This window comes from Limimaricola sp. (assembly GCF_016125575.1).
Lineage (GTDB): Bacteria > Pseudomonadota > Alphaproteobacteria > Rhodobacterales > Rhodobacteraceae > WGLM01.
In genome coordinates this window covers 733,152-758,595 of record NZ_WGLM01000002.1, presented here as the reverse complement: position 1 = coordinate 758,595, position 25,444 = coordinate 733,152, and the positions used below count along the sequence as shown (strand labels likewise).

The following is a 25,444-nucleotide window of genomic DNA, read 5'->3' as shown; positions in this document are numbered from 1 at the left end:
CGATGCGCTCGATCCCAATGCTCGCCGTCGATGCGACGGATGTGTTCGATGAAATCGCCGCGGCCAAGCTCCAACCGCGGCGTGGCCTAATGCGGGCGGCGCGCGCGGAAGTCCTCGCCGCCTATCAGGGCTACGAGGATGCCGCTCCGGAGGTCGGCGAGCTGGACGAAGCACCACTAACCGATCCGCAGAAGGAGGCGATGCGGCACGCGTTCACCGTGGAGACCCAGCCTATGACGGCGCTCCGCGGCGATCTCTTGAAGAGGATCAGCGTCGCGCGATGTCCGTTCTGCGGGATCAGCGAGTCCTCGACGCTGGACCACTATCTGCCGAAGGAGCAGTACCCTGAATTTTCGATATTCCCGAAGAATCTCGTGCCGAGCTGCGCGGTCTGCAACACGCGCAAGCGGGACCGCATCATGGACGAGGGGACGAACGTGCGGATGTTCCTGCACCCTTGCTGCGACGTGATCCCGGACACGGCGTTTCTGGCGGTGCACACGCGTATGGAAGCGGATGCGCTAATCCTGTCATACCGCCTGACCCGGCCAGCTGGAATGGCGCTTCAGACCTTCCAGCACCTGCGGTCACACTTCAACGAGTTAGACCTCGCCGATCGTTACAGACGGATGGGCCTCGAGCATTTGGGGGGACAGTATCCCGCGCTTTGTCGCGCTTATGGCCCGGGTGAAGATGCGGGGCGCGTCGCGGAGAAGCTGATCGAGGGAGCGGAGGATTTCGAGGAAGTGTCAGGTCCAAACTACTGGGTAGCCAAGCTCTATCGATCTCTAGCCGGCAACGAGGATTTCTGTGACGGCGGCTTCGAGTCGGTTCGGCCTCAGCCTCATTGAGCATCAGCATCTTTCCCGAGTGAAAAGCCCATACAAGAACCCCATTACTGCTTCCATGGCAACGCCGGGGGCCCGAACTCACGATTGCCGTGCGATGCGGCGCTAACCATGGGAAAGGGGTCGGTCAGCTTATAAGACGCCTGACCTGGACAGAGAACGTCCGACTTGGGGGCGCGAAGCGGACGTCGGCCTAGAGGCGTCCGAACGGCAGCTAAGGGCCGGGACCGGGCGGGTGGCAACCGTCGCTAGCGTGTGACTCTTGGCAAACTCGACTCGTTCAGAAAAGTCGCGATTTCGCCCAAGAGACCTGTTGCGGGTCTTTTGAAGGAAAGGTGCAGCTTGGCGTCTCACCGGTTTAGCGTGACGACCCACTACCGCTGTTCTGCGGCGACGACGGAAGCCGACGCTGCGGCGCTAAGCGCTTCGAACCGCGGCAATGACGCGATCAGTTCGCAGTTGCGTGGGCTCTGTGCACGATAAGGATGGTCGGCCGGCATGTTTTGGAAAAGTTCGATCGAAGCGAGATAGTGACGGTGCAGCCAAAGATACTTTCGCAGAACCCTCACATCGGAGTGTTCCAAGCCTCGCTCGACCAACCGTGAAATCCTCTCGAGATAGGCGCCGTAGGAATCGTCATCCGCGCCGACGATTTCGACGACGGATCGCCAAGACACATAGTCAAAGAAGTGCTCCCCGTCTTCGTCGAGGGCGATGAAACTTCGCACGTATTCTTCCTCGTCGTCGGATGTATGCAGCTCTCCCCGGTGCTCACGCACGATGTCGAGAACGGCAGGATCGATGATAACGCGCGGCATGATTGCGCGCCACGACTCCATCTCGTAGGCGGCTACCATCGCCGGGCCAACGACATGGCTATCGTCATGAATTAGATCACCGATGGTTACCGCGCCACGCAAGAGATAGCCGCGACCCGCGAGTTCAACGACGGTCATGGCCATCGCGTGGAGCAACCAGAAGACGCCGGAAGTCTCGTCGAGCCGGTAAGATACAACGAGCGAATCGGAGAACTGAGTGACCTGTTCGCTTTCTACGAAGCCGTCTTCAGAAATGCTCCTAATTGCATCGAGACTGGCGATCAGCCGAGAAAGGGAAGCCGGATCATCTGTGGTCTCGGCAACGATTTCGCGAAACCCAAGGAAGTCTAGGAAAAGAATGAGTCGTCGCTCATATGCTGGGGGCGGAGCGATGGCCATTTTGTAGCTTATCCTGACGCCTTGGCACTGCAACGTGGTAACGGGCGACTGCACGTCGTCGGCAGACGGCGCGCTGATCATCGTAATCAAATGATGGCAGGTCAGCGCTTGAAACTCAATGGGAGGGTTCTGGGGGCTGCGCGGGGAGTGATTGGAGACGGCGATATGTCGAACGGCGGCTTCGGCCTGAAAACGACCAGGCCCCGCCGACACCCCGAACGGCCGCTCTGGGCCGGCCGCTACCGTCCGGCCCGACTTCTCAGAGCTCCACCGCCTCCGCGATGGCGAGCGCATCTTCGAGCTCGACGCCGAGGTAGCGCACCGTACTATCCATCTTCGTATGGCCGAGCAGGAGTTGCACTGCGCGGAGGTTGCCGGTCTTGCGATATATCTCCGCCACCTTGGTCCGCCGCATGGAGTGCGTGCCGTAGGCGCTTGGCTCGAGACCGATCGAGATCACCCAGTCCCGCACGAGGCGGGCGTATTGCCTTGTCGAAATATGCCGGCGTTCGTGAAAGCGCCCCGGCCAGAGATGCTCTGACCCGACCATCAGCGGAGCCTCGAGCCAAGTCGCGATGGCTTTTTGCGTCCCCTCGGTGATCTCGAAGCTGACCGGCCTCTGGGTTTTGCTCTGGACGATCGACGCGCGGTGCTTGACCTGCCCGGCCGCATAGACGTCAGCGACCTTCAGCTTCACCAGGTCGCATCCGCGCAACTTGCTGTCGATAGCGAGATTGAAGAGGGCCAGTTCGCGAATCCGCTGAGCGATCTCGAGTCGGACCCGGATTGCCCATACATGTTTCGGTTCGAGCGGACGCTTCTGGCCGACGATGCGGCCCTTGTTCCAAGCGGGCCGGCAGGCGCGGATGGCTGGCAGGTTTGTAGTGGGCATGGTGGTTCCTCCGATCCACCACGCCCGCCACGTCTTCAGCATCATGCCGACGGCCGAACATACCAAATCCGCCGCGCTGCGGTGCGATCGCGGCGGGCCTATCCTGCCGCACCGCCGCATGACTGCTTCGAGCCCTTTGCGGACTTTCCATTGGACTGCCAAGAGCAATTCAATACTGTCGGCACAAATCATCGTGCAAAGGTCCGGGTCATGCATCCAACTGAGAAAGTCGTCCGTCAATTCCATGAATCGTGGGACATGCGCGATCCCGATCGCGGCGCAGAGGTCATCGCGGAAGATTGCGACTTCGAGGATGTTGCCCGTGGTGAAAGCTTGCCAGGCAAGGAAGCGTACAAGGCCGACTACGAACGCTGGCGCGAGGCTTTCCCGGACGGGCTCTGCAAGGTCGAGAACGTTATTGTCAGCATGGATGGGGAATGGGCTACCGTCGAGTTCCGCAATACGGGCACTCATACGGGCGTTCTGCGTTCAAGCCTTGGAGACTTTCAGCCAACAGGACGACGCGCGGAAGTCCGCTATTGTTCCGTGATGCGGGTCAAGGACGGAAAGGTTGTCGAAGGTCGAGACTATTATGACAGCGCAACAATCGCCCGGCAACTGGGGCTGGTCGACTGAGGTGCGAAGGTTTCTTGTTTGTCTTCGGAATGTCCGGGCGCACGCCAACTGAAGCCCGCTTCGTCCGCAACTCGGACATCGAGCGCAGTCCTATGCTGCGCGATGTATAAAGGTCCGGTTTCGGGAAGCTGCGCTGCTGCGTCGACTGGCGCTGTGAATGGCAGGTTTGGGCCGAAAGCGGCCGCGCTCAGGCTGTGGCGGCAAAGGCGGCTCTGGGCCGGAAGTGGACAAGCCTAGTCGGGCCAACAACGGCCAGTCGTTGACTGAACGATCGTACAGAGAATCGTTGCGCCAAGACCACACTGGCGGTTTCCGTGTGACTGCTTCCACAGTGCTTCCACACTACAAAATCGCCGCGCCCCACCACGACACAGATGAATTTAAATCATTGATTTATCTGTTTATTTTGGTGCCCCCAGACGGACTTGAACCGCCGACCTTCTGATTACAAATCAGCTGCTCTACCAGCTGAGCTATGGGGGCCCGCGGGTGCGCCCATTTAGGCGGCTTGGGCGCGTCGTGCAAGACCGGGCGCGCGTGGGCGCAGACGTTGCCGCGGCTGCGAAAGCGGTTTGCCAGCGCGGCGAAGAGCGGCTAGACAGTTGCAAAGCTCAGGGGACGTGCCGGCCGCAATGCAGATCGCCTTCCACATCGGCGCGAATTGCACGGATGATGACCGGCTGCTGAAATCGCTTCTGAAAAACGCTGACGGTTTTGCCGAACTGGGGATCAAGGTCCCCGGCCCCGGCAAGTATCGCCGCCTGATCCGCGAAACCATCCAGAGCCTCGACGGTGCCCCGCCCGCGCCCGACGCGCACGAGGTGCTGATGGACGCGATCCTCGACGATGCGCACGCCAACCGGGTGGTGATGAGCAATTCGGCCTTCATCTGCGTCCCCAACCGCGTCTTCGAGAACGCCACATTTTACGAACAGGCGACGCCCAAGATTAGCGGGCTGATGCAGCTTTTCCCGCATGACGAGATCGAACTGTTCATGGCAATGCGCAATCCGGCCACGTTCGTGCCGGCAGCCTATGCCGAGTCCAAGCGCGACAACTTCGCCGAGTTCATGTGTGGGCTGGCGCCCGAGGCGATCCGCTGGTCCGATGTCGTGACGCGAATCCGCGCCGCCGCGCCGCAGGCCCGCCTGACGGTCTGGTGCAACGAGGATACGCCGCTGATCTGGGCGCAGCTGATCCGCGAGATCTCGGGCGTGGACCCGCTGACGCGCATCCTCGGCGGGTATGACCTGCTGGCCTCCATCATGTCGCCCGACGGGATGACCCGCTTCATGAGCTATCTCAAGTCGCACCCGCCACAGACCGAAATGCAGAAGCGCCGCGTCATCGCGGCCTTTCTCGACAAGTACGTGCTGGAGGACGAGGTGGAAGAAACCGTCGATCTTCCGGGCTTTGACGAAGCGATGATCACCCGGCTGACCGAGCTTTACGAGGAAGATGTCTATGCCATCGAACGGATGGCCGGGGTCGACTTCATCTCGCCCTGATGCACAGGTCCCTGCCCTTCCCGGCCCGCGGCGCAGCATGGCCCCGATCGGCCCCACGGGGTAAAGGCCGGGGGCCCGGGCGATGAAGCCGGCGCAGCGCTGGTCGCAGGATGGCTACGCCACCGAAGTTCCCTACATGCGCTGGGCGCTGCCCTACCAGTCGCCCGTCACCATCAGTGTCGGTGCGGCCTGGGCGGGTGTCGGCGGGCCGGATCCGGCCGCACCGTTCCGCTACCTCGACCTGGGCTGCGGCGAGGGGGTGACGCTGCTGATCCTCGCGGCCAGCTACCCGCAGGCCCGCTTCGTCGGCGTGGACCTGAACCCCGACCATATCCGCAACGCCACCCTTCTTGCGCAGGCGGCGGGGCTGGACAACGTCACCTTCCTGGCCGCCGCCTTTGAAGATGCCGCGCTGGCCGCCCTGCCGCCCTTCGATTACGTCGTCGCCCACGGTGTCTATTCCTGGGTCTCGCCCGCGGTGCAGCAAACCCTGCACGGGCTGATGGCGCGGATGCTGGCGCCGGGCGGGCTGGCCTACCTGTGCTATTTCCTGCGCCCCGCAGCAGTGGCGACAGAGGCGCTCTTTCACCTTTTGCGCAGCCTGATGGGCCCGCCCGATGCGCCCATCGTGGTGCAACTGAAAACCGCGCTGGCGCGGGCCGAGGCGCTGGCCGCCGCCGACGCGCCGATCTTCGACCGCATCGGCGGCCTGCGCGAGGACCTCGCGGCGCTGCGCGGGCGCGACGAACGCTACCTCGTCCACGAATTCGGCAACCGGCACCTTGTCCCGCGCTACCTGTCCGAGATCCGGGCCGATTTCGCGCAGGTCGGGCTGCGGCTGGCCGGCACCACGCGGTTCGACCGGGCCGATCCGCGCTATTTCTTCGCAGGCCCCGTTCCCGCGCCCCTTGCCCGGATGCAGCCGGCAGACACGGCCGAACAGGTCAGCCTCGCCGCGTTCAACTCGTTCCGCTGGGATATCTACGCCCCCGCGACCGCCGGCCCGGCCCCCGCACCCGCACCCTTTGCAGGCCGCTGGTTCGATGCCGCGGTCTATCCCTACCGGTTCCGCAAGACGGCGCAGCTTTCCAACCTGACGGTCTCGTTCGATACCGAGGTCTTTCGCGCGGTGGCCGCCTTTGTCTGCGGCGGCAACCGCCTGTTCGAAGAGGTGCTGGCCGATCCCCGCCTTGCCGCCTTCCCGCAAGCCGACATCGTGGCCACGGCCCGGGACATGGTCGCCTCGGGGCGGTTCCAGCCGCTGCTCCGGCCCGCGCGCGCCGTCAGCCTGCCGCCCGCCGCGCGCTACCGCTTCACCCATCGGCTGTCGCGCGCGCTGTGGGACCGCGACGCGGGCACGGAACGCTCCATCGACCTGCCATCGCCGATCACCGGCGTGCCCTTCAAGCTGGGCCGGTTCGATTCGCTCGCCGTGGGCCTGCTGGACGGAACCGATCTTGCAGGCGCCGCGCCCCGGCTGCGGCAGCTTCTGGCCGGGCTGCCGCCCGCCGCCCGCGCGCGCAAAGGCTGGAAGGGGCCGATGCCGGAGGACGAGTTCGCGCGCCGCTGGGCCCGGTTCGAAGGGCGCACCCTGCCGCTTCTGGTCAAGTACGGCGTGATCGAGGCCGATCCGGCCGCCTGATCCGCGGCAATCTATCCCCCGGTTGCGCGCCGCCCGAACGCGCTGATCGAGACGGCAAGTACGATGATCGCGCCCACCACGACATCACGCACGTAGCTGTCGACGTGCAGTTGCGTCAGCCCGTTATCCATCACGCCCAGAACCACGACGCCCGCCAGCGTCGCCAGCACCCGCGGCTGGCCGAAGGCCGACATCGTCATGCCCAGAAACACCGCCGCGATGGCGGTCAGCATCAGGCCCGAGCCCTGCGTGGGGTTGGCCGAGGCCACGCGCGCGGCATACATCAGCCCCGCCGTCGCCGCCCCCACCCCGGTAAAGCCGAAGGCCAGAAGGCGCAGTCGCATCACCTTGACCCCCGCCAGCCGCGCCGCAACCGCGTTGCCGCCGATCCCGTAAAGCCTGCGGCCAAAGGCCGTCTGCTCCAGCACCAGCCAGATCGCCGCCGTGACGCCCAGCGCCAGCAGCGTCAGCCAAGGCAGCACCAGCGGCCGCCCGTCTGTTGCGCCCAGCGTGATGCCGCCGCGCGCAAAGCCGGAAAATGCCGCCGGGATGTCGCGGCCGAAAATCGTCTTGCCGCCCGACATCAGGAAGGCAAAGCCGCTATACATCGTCAGCGTCGCCAGCGTTGCCACGAAGGGCAGGATGCCCACCACGCTGACCAGCAGCCCGTTGAAAAGCCCGCCCAGCAGACCCACCGCCAGCGCCGCGCCCACCCCCGCCCAAACCGGCCAGCCATGGGTAAAGGCCACCGCCGCCACCACGCCCGCGAGCGAGGCCATCGAGCCCACCGACAGGTCGAAATCGCCCATCACCATGACCACGGTCATCGTGACCGCCACCACCGCCAACATGCTGATCTGCTGGCTGATGTTCAGCCAGTTGCGCAATGTCAGGAACGTATCGGGCAGCGCCACCGCGAAGAAAACGACGATCGCCGCCATGCCCGCCGCGGTGCCGTAGCGGCGCATCACCTGTCCCATCTCTCAGCCCTCCATCGCGGCATAGCAGCGCGCCAGCAGGCCTGCCTCGTCCAGACCCTCGGCGGGCAGCACCTCGGCCACCCGGCCCCGGCCCAGCACCGCGATCCGGTGCGACAGGCCGATCAGTTCCGGCAGGTCGGACGAGGACATCAGCACCGCCACGCCCTGCGCGCTCAGCCCGCGCACCAGCGCGTAGATATCGAACCGCGCCGCCACGTCCACCCCGCGCGTCGGCTCGTCCAGCACCAGCACCTTCAGATCGCCCGCCAGTGCGCGGGCAAACAGCACCTTCTGCTGGTTGCCGCCGCTCAGTTCCGCGCAGGGCTGGTCGGGCCCCTGCGCCTTCAGCCGCACGTCGCCCGCCAGCCGCGCGACCGTCGCGCGTTCCGCCGCGCGCGACACCAGCCCCGCCCGCGTCATCCGCGCAAGATGCGGCAGCGCCACCGTCTCGCGCAGGGCAAGGCCCGGCATAATCCCCTCGGCCCGCCTTTCGCGCGGGATCCAGGCCAGCCCGGCGGCCCAGGCCGCGGCGGTATCGGCCCGCAGCAGCTGTCCATCCACGCGCACGCTTCCCTGCCGCGGCACCGCCCCCATCACCGCGCCCAGCAGCGCCCCGCGCCCGGTTCCGGCCAGCCCGGCAAGGCCCACCACCTCGCCCGCGGCCACCTCCAGCGAGACGCCCGAAAGCGGTCCCGCCACCACGCTCTCCAACGCCAGCCGTGTCGTGCCCCCCGGCATCGCCCGGTCGGGGTAAAGCGTGGCAATCTCGCGCCCGGTCATGTCGTGAATGATCCGCGCCTGGTCCGTCTGGCCGATGGCCCGCGACGACACCGAGCGCCCGTCGCGCAGCACCGTCACCCGGTCGGCCAGGCGCATCACCTCGTCCATCCGGTGCGAGACGTAGAGGATGCCGGCACCCCCCGCGCGCAGGCTATCGATCACGGCGAAAAGCCGCTCGGCCTCGGCCCCGGTCAGCGCCGCCGTCGGCTCGTCCATCACATAGGCCCAAGGCGCGGCCCCGCCATCCGCGATCAGCGTGGCGGCGATGCGCACCAGCATCTGGTCGCCCGGCCCCAGCGCCCCCATCGGCGTGGCTGGCGCGATCCGCTCCAGCCCCAGCCGCGTCAGCGCCGTCGCCGCTGCGCGGTTCAGCGCGCCCCAGTCCACAAAGCCAAGGCGGCGCGGATAGGGCCGAGCAAGGTGCATGTTCTCGGCCACGCTCAGCCCCGCCACCACCTGCAATTCCTGATGCAGGAACCGCAGGCCCGCCGCCTGCGCCCCGCCGGGCCCCAGCGGCCGCCCGAAGATCTCGATCCGCCCTGCATCAGGCCGCTCCAGCCCGGCAAGGATGCGGATCAGCGTGCTTTTGCCCGCCCCGTTCTCGCCCATCAGCGCATGCACCTCGCCGCCCCGCAGGTGCAGTGATGCGCCGTCCAGCGCGGTGGCCGCGCCGTAGCTCTTGACGATGTCGGAAAGGATCAGGTCGGGCATAGCAAACTGGCGAGGCGCAGACGAAGGGGGCGGCACAACCTGTACCGCCCCCCGCAATTGGGCCATCGCGCGCCTTACTTGTCGGTCGCGTTGGCGGCAGTGATCAGCTTGGTCGGCACGTAAACCACGTTCTGCTTCAGCGTGCCGCCGCCCAGAACATAGGCCACCGTGTCGGCCGTGGTGCGGCCGATCCCGGCGAAATCCTGCGCGACCGAGGCCTCGAAATTACCGCCGGTGGCGATGGCATCACGCGCCTGCGGGTTGGCATCGATGCCGGTGATGACGATCCCCTCGTTCTGCCGTCCCGCGGCCTCGATCGCCTGCAGCGCGCCCAGCGCCGGCTGATCCCACGCCGCCCAGACAGCCGAGATGCTGCCCGGCTCGGGGTTGGCGGCAAGGATCGCCTCCATCTTGGCGCGGCTGTCGGCGATGCCGCCGTCCGAGACGTCGGGCGTCACGTTGTCGATCACCTTGATGTCGGGGAAGTTGCCGAAGACGGCCTTGGCGATGACGCCGCGCACCTGCACGGGCGGGAACGGGTCGAAGGTGAACATCACCACGTTGCCCTTGCCGCCGATCCGGTTGGCGACGTAGACGGACGTTTCCGCCGCCATCGCGTAGCCGTTCGAGGTGACGTTGGCCACGATCAGCGGATCGGTGCCCGCATCCATGCCAAAGACCGGCACCTTGGCATCGGCCGCGGCCTGCAGGCCCGCGCCCACCTGCGCGGGGTCCACGTTGATGACGATCGCATCGACGCCCTGGTTGACCACGTCCTCCATCCGCGAAATCACGGCGGCGACATCGCCCGCGGTGTCGATCACGTTGACATCCCAGCCCAGTTCGGCCGCCCGCGCCTTGAACGCATCGACGTAGAACTGCGTGCCCGGCTGCGCCAGATAGGGCGTGATGACCGCCACCTTCTCGGCGGCCAGCGCCGCGGTAGCGGCAAAGGCGGTGGCGACGGTGGCCAGCAGCGCGCGTCGCGCCGCCGTCAGGATGGTATTTCGGATCACGTCAAGGACCTCCCCAAGGTTCCAAATGGCTTGCAGGCCCATCTTTGGCAGGCCAGTCTTGCCCCGTCCAGCGCTTTGACGGGCTGCACGGCCGGCCCATTGAGAGACCATCATGCCCACCACTGCCACCGACCCCACGCTGATCGGCATCGACATTGGCACCACGGCCGTCAAGGCGGTGCTGCTGGGCCGCGACGGCCAGCGCCGCGCGGCCTTTTCGCGCCCCTACCCCACCCGCCGTCCGGCCGAGGGCCGCGTCGAACAGGATGCGGGCGACTGGGCGCGGCTGGCGCGCGAGGCGCTGGCGCTTTTCGCCGCCCATCCCGACCGGGGCGAGGTGGCCGGCATCGGGCTGACCGCGCAGGTGGGCACCCATGTCTTCGTCGGCGCCGACCTTGCCCCGCTGGCCCCGGCGATGGTCTGGCAAGATACCCGCGCCGCCGCCGCGGGGGCCGCGTTGGACGCCCGCATCGCCCCCGCCGACAAGCTGGCCTGGCTTGGCGCGCCGATCCCCGTCGATGCCAGCCATCCGCTTGCCCGCATGGCCTGGATGGCCACCGCAGCACCCGGGACATGGGCGCGCACCGCGGTGGTGATGCAGCCCAAGGATTACGTGGCCGCCAGCCTGACCGGGCAGGTCGCGGCCGATCCCTTGTCGGCCATCGGCATGGCAGGAACGGACCTGCGCTATGCCGGGGCGCTGATCGCGCTTGTTCCCGGCGCGGCAGAACGCCTGCCGCCCCTCGTCGATCCGCTGGCCGAGGTGGGCCGCATCGCGCCCGGCCTGCCGCTGGCAGGCACGCCGGTTTTCACCGGCACGATGGATGCCTGGGTCAGCATGCTGGGCCTCGGCGTCGCCGCCGAGGGCAGCGCCATGTATCTCAGCGGCACTAGTGAGGTCATGGGCATCGTGTCGGCCACGCGCCTGCCCGAACCGGGGGTGGTGACCTTTCCCGGCTGGGCCGGGATCACCCTGCATGCCGGGCCGACGCAGGCGGGCGGCGCGGCGCTGGTCTGGGTGGCGCGGCTGACCGGTCAGGACGTGGGCGCGGCCGCCAGCGGCGCGGCCATGCCCGAGGCGACCAGCCCGCTATTCCTGCCGCACCTTCAGGGCGAACGCGCGCCGCTTTGGGACGCGAGCGCGCGCGGCACCTTCGCGGGCCTGACGCTGGGCGATGGCGCGCCGGAGGTGACGGGCGCGGTGCTGGAGGGCGTGGCCTTCGCCGCGCGACTGTCGTTCGAGGCGCTGACGCGGTCGGCGGGGCTGCGACCGGGGCTCTTGCGCGCGGGTGGCGGCGGCATGGCCTCGGATCGCTGGTGCAAGATCCGCGCCGATGCCTTCGGCCTGCCCCTGCAACGGATGACCGGAACCGATCCCGGCGCGGTGGGCGCGGCGGTGATGGCCGGCGCGGGCAGCGGCCTGATGGCCGATCTGGTGCAGGCCGCGGCGCTGCTGGCCACGCCCGAACAGCTCTTCACGCCCGATGCCGGGGCCAGCGCGCGCGCCGACCGTCGCTTTGCCCTCTGGCAAGAGCTTTACGCGCAGATCCGCCCGATCAACGCGGCGCTGGCGTGACCGCGGGCAGGCCCTGCGCCAGCGACCCGCGATAGGCAAAGCCGTCGTCGAGCAGGACCAGGTCAGCCACCTCTCTGCCTTCCAGCGTGGCCAGATCGGGCCGCCCGATCAGCCGCGCGGGCACGGTGACCGCCATCCGCAGCGCCACCTCGGGTGCCACGCCGACGGTGCCGATCAGCCGCGCCACGCCCTCGGCCATCGTCACGTGCGCCCCGGCCAGCGAGCCCTCGGCATTCACCAGCCGCCCGTTTTCCATCCGGATCTCGGCGCCGTAAAGGCTGAACCTGTCGCCACCGCCCACGGTGGGCATTGCGTCGGAAACAAGGAACATCCGGTCCGGCTCCGGTCGCGCGCGGATCGCCAGCCCCACCATCTCGTCTGCCACATGGTGGCCATCGCAGATGATCCCGGCATAAGCGGTCGAATTGATCGCGGCCCCCACGACGCCCGGCGCGCGGTTCAGCATCGGCGACATCGCGTTGAAAAGATGCGTGAAACAGCGCGCCCCCGCCGCCAGCGACGCGCGCACCTCCTCGGCCGTGGCATCGCTGTGGCCGATTGAGACGATGGCCCCCGTCGCAGCCAGCCGGCCAATCCCCTGCCCCGTCGCCGCCTCGGGCGCCAGCGTGATCATCACCGGGATGCCGGCTGCACGCAGGTCCTCGACCAGCGCGATAGTGCTTTCCTCCAGCGGCCGCACATAGCCGCTGGCATGGGTGCCACGACGAGCGGGCGCAATATGCGGGCCCTCGATATGCAGGCCCAACAGACCCGGCATCCCCCAGCCCGCGCGCACGGCCCGCGCGGCACGGTCGATCGCGCCGGGTGCATCGGTGATCACGGTGGGCAACAACCCCACGGTCCCCAGCCGGTGATGTGCGGCGATGATCCGGGCCAGACGCTCGGGTGTCGGCGCGTCGTTGACCAGCACGTCGCCCCCGCCATTGACCTGCAGATCGATGAAGCCGGGGCTGACGATGCCATTCAGCGGCCGCACATGGGCGCCCTCGGGCACTGCCTCACGTGCCAGAAGATGTGCCACATGTCCGCCTTGCACGCCCAGCACAAGGCCGGGCCGCAAAACCTCTCCATCAAAGACAAGGTCGGGGGCAAGCCATGTCACGCTGCTCATGCCGTCCCCTCCTGCGGGAAATAATAGGGCGCCAGCGCCTGCTGGACCGCCGCGAGAAGCAGCGCGCGGGGCCGGTTGCCGCCCGTGGCCCCCATCAGCCCCTCGGCCCGGTCCATGGTTGCCGCGTCAAAACCCTGCGACAACACCGGGGCGGGCAGCGACATGGCCGAGACATCGTGTAACAGCGCGGCCACCGCTCGCGCCGCCTCGGGATGGGGCCAGTAATACCGGATACGGTCGGCATAACCGAAATGGCGCTGCAACCGCAACGCTGCCGCATCGCCGTGGTAATGGCCCTGCCAGGCACCGGGCGCGGCCAGCATCAGCCGCTCCATCACCTCGGGCAGCCCTTCGGCCGGGGCGCGGCCGGCGATGGCGCGCAGATGATCCAGCGCATAGATCGCCTCGCGCCAGGCAAAGGTCAGCGCAGGACCGACCTTCTGAAAGGCAAAGCCCAGCCGCGCCAGCCGGGGATAGGCGACGGCATGCTGGTAATCGGTCGAATGCGCCTCAAGGCAAAGCCCCGGAACTGTCTCTACCGCTGCGCGCAACCCGGGATCGCGGCCCATGTCGAGGTGCTGAACCTGCATCGGCCCGAATTCCACGCCCGGTTGTGCGACCAGCCCGACGACGCGATCCCAGGCCCCGTCCAGCCGCGCGGCAGCAAAGGCGGCGCGATGGGCCGCGATGGTCGCGCTGGCATGGGCCGGCGTGGTGGGGGCCGCGCCTTCCGCGATGTCGTGGCGCGCGCCACCCGGCGGGGGCACCTCGGTGCCGATGACGTAAAGCGGTCCAGCGCCTTCCGCCGCGTCCTCGCAGGCGGCGGCAAGTTCGGCGGCGCGGGATGCGGCCAACGCATCGCCCACCTGCGCGGCCTCGCCCGCGCACCCCTCCGAACAGTCGAGGTGGATCTTGGTGAAGCCCGCGCGCACGTAATCGGCGACCAGCACGCGGGCCTTGGCCATCGCCGCCTCGGCCGGTCCCTTGCGCCAGACCTGCGGGCCGAGATGATCGCCACCAAAGACGACCTGATCGGGCCCCAGACCGCATTCATGCGCCAGCGCGCGCACCGATGCGATGAAATCGGCCGGGCGCTGGCCGGTGTAACCGCCATCCTGGTTGACCTGGTTCGACGTGGCCTCGATCACGATGGGCCTGCCCAGCTCGGCCGCAAGAAGAAGCGAGGCGCGCAAGACGTCAGGATGCGCCGAGCAGACCGAAGGGATCGCCGCCGCGTGGCCAGCACGGTTGCGGGAGATGATTTGGCGCAGCACCTCAGCCATCGCGCGCCTCCGCCCAGGCGGCATAGGCCGCGCCGCGCGCGCCCGAGGCATCGCCGCCCTCGGCCAACGCCAGCCGGGGCACACCAAAACCAGTCCACTGGGCCGCGCGTAACGCTTCACCCAGATCATCCAGCAGCCCCTCGGCTTGCGACAGCCCGCCGCCAAGGACGACAACGTCGGGATCGATCATCAGCGTAATGCGCAAGAGAAGTTCCGCCACAAGCTCGCACCAGATACCCCAAGCACGGGCAACGTCGGCATCGCTTGTCCGCATTGCCACGATGTCTGGCGGCGTCAGGTGGCGGCCTGTCACCGTTTCGGCCACGCGCACCAGCCCCGGCCCAGCAATCAGCGTTTCGACGCAGGCCTCTCGCCCGCAGCCGCAGCACACCACCGGCAGGCCGTGCCGGACAACCAGCGCGGCCGGTGCTGCCATGTGGCCAAACTCTCCCCCCACCGCGGCAGGCCCCGGCACCAGCCGCCCGGCGATGGTCAGCCCGCCGCCGATGCCGGTGCCGATGATCAGCCCCACCACCGTCTGCGCGCCGCGGCCCGCGCCAAATGTCGCCTCGGACAGCGTGAAGGCCCGGCAATCGTTGTAATAGGCCACGGGGCGGCCCACCTTCGCGATGATATCGGCCGGAAAGGGGCGCCCACTGGCGGCAAGGTTCGCCGTCAGCGCCAGCCCTGTCGCCGGCGCGACCAGCCCGGCGGCACTGATCCCAACTGGCACCGGCCAACCGGCCTGCGCCTCGGCCCAGCTGATCTGGTCTGCCATCGCCTCCACCAGCGCGTCATACTCCGGCGGTGTCGCGATCCGCCGTCGCGCCGCCACGCGCCAGTCGTCATCGAAGACCTGCGCCTCGATTTTCGTGCCGCCAAGGTCTAGCCCGGCAGCAATCATGACGTCACCGGGTAAAGCCGCACGCCGCTGACCACGCGGGCAAGCGTGCCCTGCCCCGCAAACGGATCATCCACGTTGAGGCCCAGCGCGTTGGACCAGACGACGCCGGCCACCTGCGCCGCCACAACCGCCAGCGCGGCGCCCCAGACAGCCCCCTCTGGCATCGCGATATCGATATTGCCGCCGGGACCGATGGTGACGGTCTGCGCCTTCGGGAACTGGACCCGCAGCTCTGCTGCAAGATCGTGGTCATAGCGGGCAACGTCCGGATCGGGATGGATAAAGACATGCAGCCGCGTACCATCCGCAACAAAGGATTTCGGCCCGTGGCGAAAGCCCAGCGTACTATCCCAAAGCGCCGGGATGCGCCCGGCTGACAGCTCCATAACCTTAAGCGCCGCCTCGCGCGCGGCAAAGGCCAGCGGCCCTGCGCCCACGAAAACGGCCCGGTCGGGCGGTGCGCCCGCGGCCGTCGCCAGCCCCGGCAGCAATGCATCCAGCCTCGCGGCCATCGCCGTCATCCGGGCCGCCCCATCAGCGGCGGGGTCGAACAGCGCCAGCGCCGTCAGCAGCATCGTGGTGAAGCTTGCCGTCATGGCAAAGCCGGCGTCATGGGTGCTTTCGGGCAACACGATCACCTCTTGCGGGCCACGCGCCGGTCGGGTGGCCAGCGCACCATCGCGGTTGCAGGTGATGTTCAGCCGCGGCGCGAAGGGGGCCAGCGCGTCCAGCGCATCCAGAACGCCCAGCGTTTCCGAGGAATTGCCCGAGCGGCCGAAATTTACCACCAGCGGCCGCCGCCCAGCGAGGTAGGCGCCGGGACGGCTGACGATGTCGGTCGAGGCGACGGCGCGCAGGCGCGGCCCGCCCGCCCCTTCCAGTCCCGCCGCGACGATCTCGCCGATATAGGCGCTGGACCCGGCGCCGCTCAGCCAGATCTCGTCCACCCGCTGCGCCGCGATCCAGCCGCGCAGGCGCGCGATGTCCAGATGGCTGGCCCAGGCCCGCCAGGCATGCGGCTGGATCATGATCTCGCGCCAGGTATCCCAGCGGGTGAGGTCGGGCGCGCTCATGTCGTCTGGGTCACTTTCGACAGGGTGGCGGGGCTGTCAGGGTCATGGCCGAGCGCCAGCGCCGTGTCCAGCACCACCGGGTAGGCAAGATAGAGCAGCGCCGCCGCCGCCGCCGCCGGTGTCAGCGCCCCCGCGCCCACGTCGGCGGGCGAGATGCGCAACACCGTGCCGCCCGCCGCGCGCAGCCGCGCCTCGGCGGTATCAAGGCTGTCCCGGATCGCCGGAAGGCCGGTGTCGAGGATCAGCACGGTCAGGGCCTTTGTGGCCAGTTGCAGCGGCCCGTGCAGCACCTCGGAGGCAGAATAGGCCTCGGCATGAAGCGCGCAGGTTTCCTTCAGCTTCAGCGCCAGTTCATGCGCCGCGCCATAGCCGGTATCGCGCCCGATGACATAAACGTGCTGGGCGCGCAGAAGCGCCGCGCGCAGCGCGTCGCGGCGCGGGTGCGACCGGCCCGCCAGTGCTGCCATGCTGTCGGCTGCCGCTGCTGCGCGCGCGGCGTAGCCCGGAACGATCTCGCCCAGCAGCGCCAGTCCGGCCCCGACAGAGCCGATCACGGTCTTGGTCGCGGGCACCGCCACCTCGGGTCCGGCCCCGATCGGCAGCGTCATGTCCGCCGCCGCCTCGACCGCCGATCCCGGCGCGTTGGTGATGGCCAGCGCCGCCGCCCCGCGCGCCCGCGCGCCCTCGACCGAGCGGACAAGATCTGCACTGGCACCAGACTGCGAGATCGCCAGCACCGCCGCACCTTGCAGATCAACGCCGCCACCCACCGAGAAGATCGAGGGCGGCAGCGATGTCATCGGCCAACCCAGCTCGCGCATGAATTCGTAGGACAGGATGTTGGCCGCGGCATCGGACGAGCCGCGCGCGATGGTGTAGATCGCCCGCCGCCCGGCCAGCAACGCGGCCGCGCCCGGCGCCCCGCCCGCCGCAGCGCGGGCAAAGACCGCGGGCGCCTCTGCGATCTCGGCGCGCATATGCCGTCCCGGCTTCATCATCCCCGACCCCGAAGACCGTAGGCATCAAACTTGGCCCATGTCTCGGTCAGATCAACCAGCTTGCCCTCGATTCGGGCCTCGTCCATCGCCATGGCGGCGACGCCCGCCTCCAGCGCGTCGACGATGCCCACCGGCAGGCTGTCGGTTTCCTCGCGCAGGAAGGCCACGATGTCGCGCACCATCAGGTTGTCGGCGCCGTAATGGTTGCCGGTCGCGGGGTGGTCGCCCTTGGTATAGTCGTGATCGGCCAGCCGCGTGCCATCGCGCGCCGTCACCTTCAGATAGCCGCGCACGAAATCGCCCTCGGCCATGCCATGCGTGCCCATCACGCAGAAGCGGCGATGTTCGTCCGGCACGTTGAGGTTGGTGTGAAACGCCAGGCTTGCGCCGTTCTCGTAGGAGCAGATCGCGGTCTGGAAGTCGATGATGTCGCCGTCCGAGCGGAACGGGTCATCGACGCTGTTCCAGACCGATTTCTTGACGTGGAAGATATCGTTTTCCGAGTTCGACGAGGGCGCATTGTCAGGCACGAAGGACTTCCGCCCGCCGAAGCTGGCAATCCGTTTCGGGCGCGAGCCGGTGACCATGTTGTAAAGGTCGATGTCGTGGCAGCACTTTTCCAGCATGAAGCCGCCCGACCACTTCATCATCCGCCGCCAGTCGCGCATGAAAAAGGCGCCATGATAGGGCCCGATATGCTCGTTGGCCTCCAGCGAGGTGATCTGGCCCAGCTGGCCCTGCGACAACGCCGCACGCAGGTCGACCATGTGGCGCGAATGGCGCAGGACAAGGCCCACCATCACCCGATCGGTGCCGTGCTTGGCCAACAACTCGGCCAGGGCAAAGGTTTCCTCCATGCTGACGACAACGGGTTTTTCGGTGAAGATGCGCACGCCGGCCTCCAGCCCGGCGCGGATCTGGTCAAGGTGAAAGACGTTGGGCGAGCCGACGAACAGCATGTCGGGCTTGGTCGCCTCCAGCATCGCCTCGACGCTGTCGAAGGCGGGCGTGTCGGCGCCGATCTGGTCGAGGAAGGTCGGCTGCGGATCGAAGTAGCCCACGATCTGCATCTCGGGCATTTCCTCGCGCATGATCGACAGGACATGGGCCGGACGCAGACCCGTCCCGGCTACAGCTACGCGCATCTTGATTCTCCTTTTCAGCGTGTCAGTTCGGGGGCCTTCAGCCGCCGCAACACATCGCCGTTTGCATTGAAAACGTGGCAGTCGGCCGGATCGACAGTCAGGTCGATCGCTTCGCCCTCGCGCACGGCCGCGTCGCCGTCGAGCGTGGCGCAAAAGCGCGCGCCGTCGGCAAGCAGGCCATAGGTGATCGACTGGCCGCCAAGGCGTTCCAGCACGTTGACGTTCATTCGCAGCCCGGCACCAAGGCCGATGTCCTCTGGCCGGATGCCGACATCCACCTTGTCGCCCGCGCGTGTTCCACCCGCCTCGACCGGCAGTGTCATCACCGTGCCGCCCGTCACCTCCACGGCCAGACCCTCCGGGCCCACACCCTTCACGGTGCCGGACAGCAGGTTCATGTTGGGCTGGCCGATGAACTGGGCCACGAATTTTGTCGCCGGGTGATGGTAAAGCTCCATCGGCGGGCCGAACTGCTCCACCTTGCCCTTGTTCAGCACGACGATGCGGTCGGCCATCGTCATCGCCTCGACCTGGTCATGGGTGACATAGACCATCGTCGCCGACAGTTCGCGGTGCAGCTGGCTGAGTTCCACCCGCATGTCGCCGCGCAGCGCGGCATCGAGGTTCGACAGCGGCTCGTCGAAGAGGAAAACCTTGGGATTGCGCACGATCGAACGGCCGATCGCCACGCGCTGGCGCTGCCCGCCCGACAACTGGCCGGGCTTGAGCGGCAGCTTGTCGGTCAGTTGCAAGATCTCGGCCGCCGTCGCGACACGCTTACGCATCTCGGCATCGGCCATCTTCTGCACCCGCAAGGGAAAGGCGATATTCTCGAACACCGACAGGTGCGGGTACAGCGCGTAGGACTGGAACACCATCGAGATGCCCCGGTCGACCGGATGCGCGCCGCTGACATCGGCACCGTCGATCACGATCTGGCCGGTCGTTGCCTCTTCCAGCCCCGCGATGATCCGCAGAAGCGTGGACTTGCCGCAGCCCGACGGGCCAACGAAGACGACCAGTTCCTTGTCCTGGATCGCCAGACTGATGTCCTGCAGCACCTTCGCGGCGCCAAAGGATTTCGAGATATTCTGAAGGTCAAGCGTGGCCATGATGGGTCCTCGTGACGGTCCGCGAGGCCGCGCAAGGGGCGGCCCTGAGGCATAAGGGGAATTCGGGGGTGGAACGGGCCACGCAGATGGTGGCCCGTTCCGGTGCGCGATCACTTGATCGCGGCGAGTTCCTCACCGGCCTTGGTGGCCAGGTTGTCGATCGTATCGTCGTTCAGCATCACGCCCTGCACCATGTTGGTGAACACGCTTTGCAGCGACTTGAAGTCGACGACCAGCGGCTCGGGCCCACCGGTATGGATGCCGTCGACGAAGACCTGCCAGAACGGATCGTCCTGATAGAAGGGCTTGTCGATGCCCATCTTCTCGTACTGGTAGATCGGCGTCAGGCCCCAGCTTTGGTCAAGGTCGTACTGCGCCGCGCCCGTGGTCAGCGCCTGCGCCAGTTTCTGCGCCATCGCCTGCACCTCGGGGTGGTCATGCTGCTTGAACACCACGATCGAGTCGGTGATCAGGATCGTGCCCGACGGGCCCGACGGGCCATGCGGGATCGGCGCCACGAGCTGATGGATGTCGGCATTGTGCTGGCCACGGCCCCACGGACCGTTGACATACATCGCGATCTTGCCGTCGTTGAACAGGTCCTTCAGTTGGTCGCGCTCCCACGCGGTCGGGCCTTCTTCGGCCAGTGGGGTCAGCGCCTTGTAAAGCTCTAGCACCTCGCGGGTCTGCGGGCTGTCAAGCAGCACCTCGCCGGTATCGGCGTTGATCACCTGACCGCCATCCGAATAGAGGAAGTTCAGGAACTGGTGCATCGTGTTGTCGAAGTCCTTGCCGGCAAGGCCGATCCCGGCAATGCCCAGCTGGTCCTTGACGGTCTGCGCCATCTTGATCAGGTCAGCCCATGTCTCGGGGCCCTTGCACTCCATGCCGGCCTTTTCGATCAGGTCGCAGTTCATGTAGAGCGCCTTGGTCGAGAACGCGTGCGGATAGCCCCAAAGCTGACCGCCCGAGCTGACCGTCTGGAGCACGCCCGGCTGGTAGAGCGCCTGCTGCTCGGCCGAAATCTCGACCGGCACGATGAGGTCGTTGTTGGCCAGCTGTTTCAGCGTGCGCGAGCCCATGTAGGCGATCGACGGCGGATCGCCCGCCGCGGCCAGCGTCAGTGACTTGTCCTGACAGGTGCCCCATGGCACCGCTTCCATGTTCACGGTGACGCCGGGATTGTCCTTCTGGAACTGGTCAATCACGGTCTGGTCGGCCGGGCGGACCTCGCCGCCGCACATGATGAAGTGCAGCTCCTGCGCCTGTGCGCCAAGGGCCGAGCCGCCCAGAAGGGCCGCCGCCAGTGTTGCCGTCTTTAGGTACTTCATTGTCCTTGTCTCCCTGATTTTGGACGATTTTTTTCGGTCGTTGGTCGTTGGTGGGCGCCCGTGCGCCTCACTCCTTCACCGCGCCAGCGGTCAGTCCCGCGACGAGGTATTTCTGCAAGAAGAGGAAGATCACCATCACCGGCAGCACGCCGACGAGTGCCGCCGCCATCATTTCGTTCCAGTTGACCGACTGGTAGCCGATGAACTCGAACAGGCCCGCCGGCAGCGGCTGATAGGCACGCTCCTGGTTGAAGGTGATCGCGAAAAGGAACTGCTGGGCATAGGCGCCGATGAACACCGACACGCCCACCACGATCAGCCCCGGCACGGCCAGCGGCAGCACCACGCGCCGCAGCGTATAGATGCGGCTGGCGCCATCGACATAGGCCGCCTCTTCCAACTCGCGCGGGATCTTCTCGAGGTAGGAGCGCAGCAGCCAGATGCCCGTCGGGATCAGAAACGCCACCCCGGGCACGATCATTGCCCAATAGGTGTTGAGCAGGCCCAGCGTCCGCAGCACCCGGTAAAGCGGGATCAGCAGCACCGCGCCGGTGAACATGTTGACGCCCAGAAAGACCGAGAGCGACGCGCTTTTGAACGGGAAATCCAGCCGCGCATAGGCATAGGCCGCCGGCACCACCAGCACCATCGTGATCGCCGTTACCATCCCCGCGATATAGACCGAGTTGACGATGTAGCGTCCTAGCAGCGGCACCGTCGTCCACATCTTCGAATAGGCCTCGAAGGTGAAGTCACTGCCCCAGAAGGTGTAGGGCGAACGAAACAGGTGCGACAGCGGCCGGAGCGAGGTCATGAACATCTCGATGAACGGCAAGAGCATGAACAGCAGGAAAACGAAGATCGCGGCGTAGATGCCCACAACTTGCAGCCGTGTGTACTTGTCCATCATCTCACTTCACCCCGTACTTGCGGTTCACCTTGTTCAGGAAGAACAGGTAGATCAGGCTGAACGAGGCCAGCAGCACCACGATCACGACAGCGCGGGCCGCACCCTCGCCGAACTTGTAGTTGCCGATGGCGGTCTTGTAGGTATCGACGATCAGCGTCGTGGTGGCGCCGCGCGGGCCGCCTTGCGTCAGGATCCAGATCACTTCGAAGCTGTTGAAGGTCCAGATCGCTGACAGAAGTGCCATCGAGACGATCACCGGCATGATCTGCGGAATGGTGATCCGGCGGAACCGGTACCAGCGCCCTGCCCCGTCAACCCAGGCCGCCTCGTAAAGGTCGCGGCTGACGCCCTGCATCGCGGCCAGAAAGAACAGGCTGACCATCGGCGTGCCGACCCAGACATCGGTGACGATGGCCGAGTAAAAGGCGCTTTGCTTGTAGGCGAGAAACTCGAACGGGCCGCCGATCAGGCCCCAGCGCTGCGCCAGCCCCGCCAGCATGCCGAAATGCCCGTTGTAAAGCCACAGCCAGCCGATGCAGCCGATCGCGATGGGAATGACCCACGGTGGCATCACCAGCACCCGGAACAGGCCCCGCCCCGGCACCGCGGCATTCAGCAGCGTCGCCCCGATCAGCCCAAGGATCAGCTTGAGGCAGACCGACAAGACCATCCAGTAGAACGTGCGCCCGATGGTCTGGGCAAAGGGGCTGCTGTCCCACAGCGCCTGGTAGTTGGCCCAGCCCACCCAATGTTCGCCGCCGAGGTTGGCATCGGTGAAGGACAGCCGCAGCGTTTCGGCCAGCGGCCAGGCCACGATAACACCGATAAAGAGCATCGCCGGAGCAATCAGCGCCCAGGCAAACCACCCTTCACTTAGCCTGCGCGGCATCGTCGTCGGCGCGGCAGCGCCCGCCTCCACGGTCATATCGGCCATGGCGTCCCCCCTGTTGCGGACCCGCCTCTCGGGACGAATCGCATCTTGGTGTTGATGATACCGGCAGTCCGTAAAAATGCTACCAAAATAATACCAAGCGCAATAATACCCCATAGATCACGGTTTTCCCCTGAAATATTCAATTTCTGCTTCCCCATTGGCCCCACTTTGGTATTATCGCAGTCAGACCAGAAAAATGGGCCGGGGGGCCGACAGATGCGTGCCGACAGCGATACAGCCGAGCTCTTCTCGCCCGCCGCATGGCACCGAAGCGGCGGCGGGGCCCGGTATCTGCAACTCTATCGGCATCTTGCGGCAGCGATCGGCTCGGGCCGCCTTGGCCCCGATCAGCAGCTTCCGCCCGAACGCGATCTGGCCGAGATGGCGGATGTCAGCCGGGTCACCGTGCGCAAGGCGGTGGCGCGACTGGCCGAAGAGGGGCTGATCGTGCAGCGCCGCGGCGCAGGCAGCTTCGTGCGCGCAGGCCCGCCCCGGCTGGAACAATCGCTCTCTTCGCTGGTCTCTTTCACCGAAAACATGCGGGCGCGCGGCAAGACCTCGACCTCTGCCGTCCTGTCGCAAGGCCTGTTCGTGCCCAGCCCGGACGAGCAGATGGTGCTGGGCCTCTCGGCGGGGCGCCGCGTCGCGCGGCTGGAACGGCTGCGCAGCGCCGACGGGGTGCCGATGGCGCTGGAAAACTCGGCCCTGCCCGAAGACATCCTGCCCAACCCCGCCGTCGTGGGCGTTTCGCTTTACCAGGTGCTGCGCGCGGACGGTCGCGCGCCGACCCGTGCCATTCAGCGCGTCAGCGCGGTGAACCTTGGCGCCGAGGAGGCGCGCCGCCTTGGCATGGCCGAGGGTGCCGCGGCGCTGCGGATCGACCGGACCGGATACCTCGACAGCGGCCGCCCGATCGAGTTCACGCGCGGGCTCTACCGCTCGGATATCTACGATTTCGTCACTGAATTGCGGCTGGAGTAGCGCGATGGATCTGACCTTTTCCGCCCGCATCGACGGCGACCTGATCATCTGCGAGATCGGCAGCGACACGCCTCTCGCCTCGCCCGTCTTCTGCGCCTCGCTGATGGCGGCGGGCGAGGTGGTGGAGGGTGGCTGGCTGATCCATCGTCTGGCCGGATACCTCGAGGTGCGGCTGCCCGCGCTGGAACCGGGGCGGCCGCATCGCCTTGTCCTGCGCCACCTCGACCGCAGCTATCGCCCGGTCAACCGCGCATGGCTGCCGCTGGGCGCCTACCTGCGCCATGACGGTGGCTGCGACGCTCTGCCGCCCCTGCCCGCGGGCGTGGCCCCGGCCGAGTGGTCCGCACCGCCCGGCCCCGAGGGGCTGCGCCTTGTCCCGCCACCCACCGATTGGCAACCCGCGGGCGGCACCGTCGCGCCAAGCGGCATCGCCAACAGCGACGAACCGCTTGCGGCCGTTGACAGGCTGGCCCACGCGACCGGCCTTGGGCCGTTCCTGGCTGCAGACGGCCTGCCGCTGCGGCTGATCGACGACTCGGGCCAGCCGCCCGAGGGCTACGTCCTGACCATCGCGCCCGAAGGCCTGACACTCGCTGCCGGCGACCGCGCGGGCGCCTTCTACGGCGGCGTCAGCCTGCTGATGCTGATGCACACCCATCCCGGCGCGGTGCCCTGCGGCACCATCACCGACCGACCCCGCTTTGGCTGGCGCGGCCAGCACCTCGACTGTGCGCGCCACTTCTTCGCGCCCCAGACGCTGACCCGGCTGATCGACCTGATGGCGCTGCTGAAACTCAACCGCTTTCACTGGCACTTCGCCGATGACGAGGCGTTCCGGCTCGAGGTCGATTGCCTGCCCGAGCTGTGGCAAAAGACCGCCTTTCGCGGCGAGGGCGAACTGGTGCCGGGAGTCTTCGGCGGCGGCATCCGGTCGGGCGGCAGCTATTCCAAGGCGACCGCGCGCGCCCTGATCGCACACGCCGCCGACCGGTGCGTCGAGATCCTGCCCGAGATCGAGGTGCCCGCCCATGGCTTCGGCCTGATCGCCGCGCTCGACGGCCTGCGCGACCCCGACGAGACCGGCACCGAAGTCAGCATCCAGGGCTATCCCGCCAACGTGGTGAACCCCGCGATGCCGCGGACATGGGGGGTGTTGAACGCGCTTGTCGATGAGGTGGGCGCGCTGTTTCCCTTCGGCCACCTGCACCTTGGCGCCGACGAGTTGCCACCCGCCACTTGGGACGGCTCACCGGCCGCGGCGGCGCTGAAGGCGCGCGAGGGGCTGGGCGGACGCGACGACTTGCAGGGCTGGCTGCTGGAACGGCTTGCCGCCCGCGTGGCCGCCAACGGCCAGCGCCCCGCCGCCTGGGAAGAGGCCGCGCGCGGCGCCAATGGCGGCATCGGCAACAACGCGATCCTCTTTTCATGGACCGGGCAGGCGCCCGGCATCGCCGCCGCGCGCGCCGGCTATGACATCGTGATGTGCCCCGCGCAGCATACCTATCTCGATATGGCCCATACCGGCGCGGCCGACGACTGGGGCGCGGCCTGGGCCGCCTTCATCGGGCTGGAACAGACGATCAGCTGGTCACCCTTGCCGCCCGACGCGCCCGACATCGCGCCAAGCGTGATCGGCGTCGAAGCGACCTTCTGGGGCGAATTCACCACCGAAGACAACCAGCTTTGGCCGATGCTGCTGCCGCGCCTGCTGGGGGTGGCCACCAAGGCATGGGACCGGGCCGAGACGCTGGACGGCGCGGGCCTACGCGCACTGTCAGGCGCGTTGCGCGACGTGCTGAAACCGGCCTTCGGCTGGCACGACGGCGCCTGAGCGG

The 25,444-nt window shown here is 67.2% G+C and carries 22 protein-coding genes and 1 tRNA gene; 7 read left to right on the top strand and 16 right to left on the bottom strand.

Annotated elements, in window-relative coordinates; genetic code table 11:
* The first annotated feature begins 2 nt into the window (after positions 1 to 2).
* Positions 3 to 851, top strand: coding sequence for an HNH endonuclease signature motif containing protein (locus GC146_RS05170; RefSeq protein WP_291835275.1), 849 nt, complete (start codon positions 3 to 5; stop codon positions 849 to 851).
* A gap of 371 nt (positions 852 to 1,222) precedes the next feature.
* Here the strand turns inward: GC146_RS05170 and GC146_RS05165 are convergent, their stop codons facing one another.
* Together GC146_RS05165 and GC146_RS05160 are read right to left on the bottom strand one after the other, a co-directional pair.
* On the bottom strand, positions 1,223 to 2,155 hold the full coding sequence (locus GC146_RS05165) for a hypothetical protein (protein WP_291835272.1): 933 nt from the start codon (positions 2,153 to 2,155) through the stop codon (positions 1,223 to 1,225).
* Between the two features lie 169 nt (positions 2,156 to 2,324).
* Complete coding sequence (locus GC146_RS05160) at positions 2,325 to 2,957, bottom strand: tyrosine-type recombinase/integrase (protein ID WP_291835764.1); 633 nt, start codon at positions 2,955 to 2,957, stop codon at positions 2,325 to 2,327.
* A 258-nt stretch (positions 2,958 to 3,215) separates the two neighbouring features.
* On the opposite strand from GC146_RS05160, the gene GC146_RS05155 reads away from it, so the two are divergent.
* Positions 3,216 to 3,593 (top strand): ester cyclase, encoded by a 378-nt coding sequence (locus GC146_RS05155; RefSeq protein ID WP_291835270.1) that lies wholly within the window; start codon positions 3,216 to 3,218, stop codon positions 3,591 to 3,593.
* 407 nt (positions 3,594 to 4,000) lie between these two features.
* Here GC146_RS05155 and GC146_RS05150 read toward each other — a convergent pair.
* A tRNA-Thr gene (locus tag GC146_RS05150) sits at positions 4,001 to 4,076 on the bottom strand.
* Positions 4,077 to 4,225: 149 nt separating this feature from the next.
* Here GC146_RS05150 and GC146_RS05145 point away from each other — a divergent pair.
* Both GC146_RS05145 and GC146_RS05140 read left to right on the top strand, forming a co-directional pair.
* Positions 4,226 to 5,101, top strand: a complete 876-nt coding sequence (locus tag GC146_RS05145) for a hypothetical protein (protein WP_291835266.1) — start codon at positions 4,226 to 4,228, stop codon at positions 5,099 to 5,101.
* A gap of 82 nt (positions 5,102 to 5,183) precedes the next feature.
* Positions 5,184 to 6,743, top strand: coding sequence for a class I SAM-dependent methyltransferase (locus GC146_RS05140; protein WP_291835263.1), 1,560 nt, complete (start codon positions 5,184 to 5,186; stop codon positions 6,741 to 6,743).
* A gap of 11 nt (positions 6,744 to 6,754) precedes the next feature.
* Here GC146_RS05140 and GC146_RS05135 read toward each other — a convergent pair whose 3' ends face one another.
* The 3 genes from GC146_RS05135 to GC146_RS05125 form a co-directional block, all read right to left on the bottom strand.
* The gene (locus GC146_RS05135) at positions 6,755 to 7,723 is read right to left on the bottom strand and encodes an ABC transporter permease (RefSeq protein ID WP_291835260.1); all 969 of its coding nucleotides are present in this window, start codon (positions 7,721 to 7,723) and stop codon (positions 6,755 to 6,757) included.
* Between the two features lie 3 nt (positions 7,724 to 7,726).
* The gene (locus tag GC146_RS05130; RefSeq protein WP_291835257.1) at positions 7,727 to 9,214 is read right to left on the bottom strand and encodes a sugar ABC transporter ATP-binding protein; all 1,488 of its coding nucleotides are present in this window, start codon (positions 9,212 to 9,214) and stop codon (positions 7,727 to 7,729) included.
* Positions 9,215 to 9,288: 74 nt separating this feature from the next.
* Positions 9,289 to 10,230 carry a substrate-binding domain-containing protein gene (locus GC146_RS05125; protein WP_291835254.1) on the bottom strand — a complete coding sequence of 314 codons (942 nt, stop codon included), beginning with the start codon at positions 10,228 to 10,230 and terminating at the stop codon, positions 9,289 to 9,291.
* 112 nt (positions 10,231 to 10,342) lie between these two features.
* On the opposite strand from GC146_RS05125, the gene GC146_RS05120 reads away from it, so the two are divergent.
* Positions 10,343 to 11,806, top strand: a complete 1,464-nt coding sequence (locus GC146_RS05120) for an FGGY-family carbohydrate kinase (RefSeq protein ID WP_291835251.1) — start codon at positions 10,343 to 10,345, stop codon at positions 11,804 to 11,806.
* On the opposite strand, the gene GC146_RS05115 is transcribed toward GC146_RS05120, so the two are convergent.
* The 10 genes from GC146_RS05115 to GC146_RS05070 all read right to left on the bottom strand — a co-directional run bounded on the left by GC146_RS05115 (position 11,787) and on the right by GC146_RS05070 (position 22,628).
* Positions 11,787 to 12,938, bottom strand: coding sequence for an N-acetylglucosamine-6-phosphate deacetylase (locus tag GC146_RS05115; protein WP_291835248.1), 1,152 nt, complete (start codon positions 12,936 to 12,938; stop codon positions 11,787 to 11,789). The genes GC146_RS05120 and GC146_RS05115 overlap by 20 nt on opposite strands.
* Positions 12,935 to 14,221, bottom strand: coding sequence for a class II D-tagatose-bisphosphate aldolase, non-catalytic subunit (locus GC146_RS05110; protein WP_291835246.1), 1,287 nt, complete (start codon positions 14,219 to 14,221; stop codon positions 12,935 to 12,937). The genes GC146_RS05115 and GC146_RS05110 overlap by 4 nt, the downstream gene beginning before the upstream one ends.
* The gene (locus tag GC146_RS05105) at positions 14,214 to 15,125 is read right to left on the bottom strand and encodes an ROK family protein (protein WP_291835244.1); all 912 of its coding nucleotides are present in this window, start codon (positions 15,123 to 15,125) and stop codon (positions 14,214 to 14,216) included. Before GC146_RS05105 ends, GC146_RS05110 begins: the two co-directional genes overlap by 8 nt.
* Positions 15,122 to 16,198, bottom strand: a complete 1,077-nt coding sequence (locus GC146_RS05100; protein ID WP_291835241.1) for an SIS domain-containing protein — start codon at positions 16,196 to 16,198, stop codon at positions 15,122 to 15,124. Before GC146_RS05100 ends, GC146_RS05105 begins: the two co-directional genes overlap by 4 nt.
* Positions 16,195 to 17,175: an SIS domain-containing protein gene (locus GC146_RS05095; RefSeq protein ID WP_291835238.1), complete on the bottom strand. Its 981-nt coding sequence runs from the start codon at positions 17,173 to 17,175 to the stop codon at positions 16,195 to 16,197. The genes GC146_RS05100 and GC146_RS05095 overlap by 4 nt, the downstream gene beginning before the upstream one ends.
* 17 nt (positions 17,176 to 17,192) lie before the next feature.
* Complete coding sequence (locus GC146_RS05090) at positions 17,193 to 18,341, bottom strand: Gfo/Idh/MocA family oxidoreductase (protein ID WP_291835235.1); 1,149 nt, start codon at positions 18,339 to 18,341, stop codon at positions 17,193 to 17,195.
* 14 nt (positions 18,342 to 18,355) lie between these two features.
* Positions 18,356 to 19,453 carry a sn-glycerol-3-phosphate ABC transporter ATP-binding protein UgpC gene (gene ugpC, locus GC146_RS05085; RefSeq protein WP_291835232.1) on the bottom strand — a complete coding sequence of 366 codons (1,098 nt, stop codon included), beginning with the start codon at positions 19,451 to 19,453 and terminating at the stop codon, positions 18,356 to 18,358.
* Positions 19,454 to 19,563: 110 nt separating this feature from the next.
* On the bottom strand, positions 19,564 to 20,784 hold the full coding sequence (locus tag GC146_RS05080; RefSeq protein WP_291835229.1) for a sugar ABC transporter substrate-binding protein: 1,221 nt from the start codon (positions 20,782 to 20,784) through the stop codon (positions 19,564 to 19,566).
* A 67-nt stretch (positions 20,785 to 20,851) separates the two neighbouring features.
* Positions 20,852 to 21,694: a carbohydrate ABC transporter permease gene (locus GC146_RS05075; protein WP_291835226.1), complete on the bottom strand. Its 843-nt coding sequence runs from the start codon at positions 21,692 to 21,694 to the stop codon at positions 20,852 to 20,854.
* A 1-nt stretch (position 21,695) separates the two neighbouring features.
* Positions 21,696 to 22,628 carry a sugar ABC transporter permease gene (locus tag GC146_RS05070; RefSeq protein WP_291835223.1) on the bottom strand — a complete coding sequence of 311 codons (933 nt, stop codon included), beginning with the start codon at positions 22,626 to 22,628 and terminating at the stop codon, positions 21,696 to 21,698.
* Between the two features lie 216 nt (positions 22,629 to 22,844).
* Between GC146_RS05070 and GC146_RS05065 the strand changes: the two genes are divergently transcribed.
* The gene (locus GC146_RS05065; RefSeq protein WP_291835220.1) at positions 22,845 to 23,609 is read left to right on the top strand and encodes a GntR family transcriptional regulator; all 765 of its coding nucleotides are present in this window, start codon (positions 22,845 to 22,847) and stop codon (positions 23,607 to 23,609) included.
* Positions 23,610 to 23,613: 4 nt separating this feature from the next.
* Positions 23,614 to 25,440 (top strand): beta-N-acetylhexosaminidase, encoded by a 1,827-nt coding sequence (locus tag GC146_RS05060; RefSeq protein WP_291835217.1) that lies wholly within the window; start codon positions 23,614 to 23,616, stop codon positions 25,438 to 25,440.
* Positions 25,441 to 25,444 lie beyond the last annotated feature (4 nt).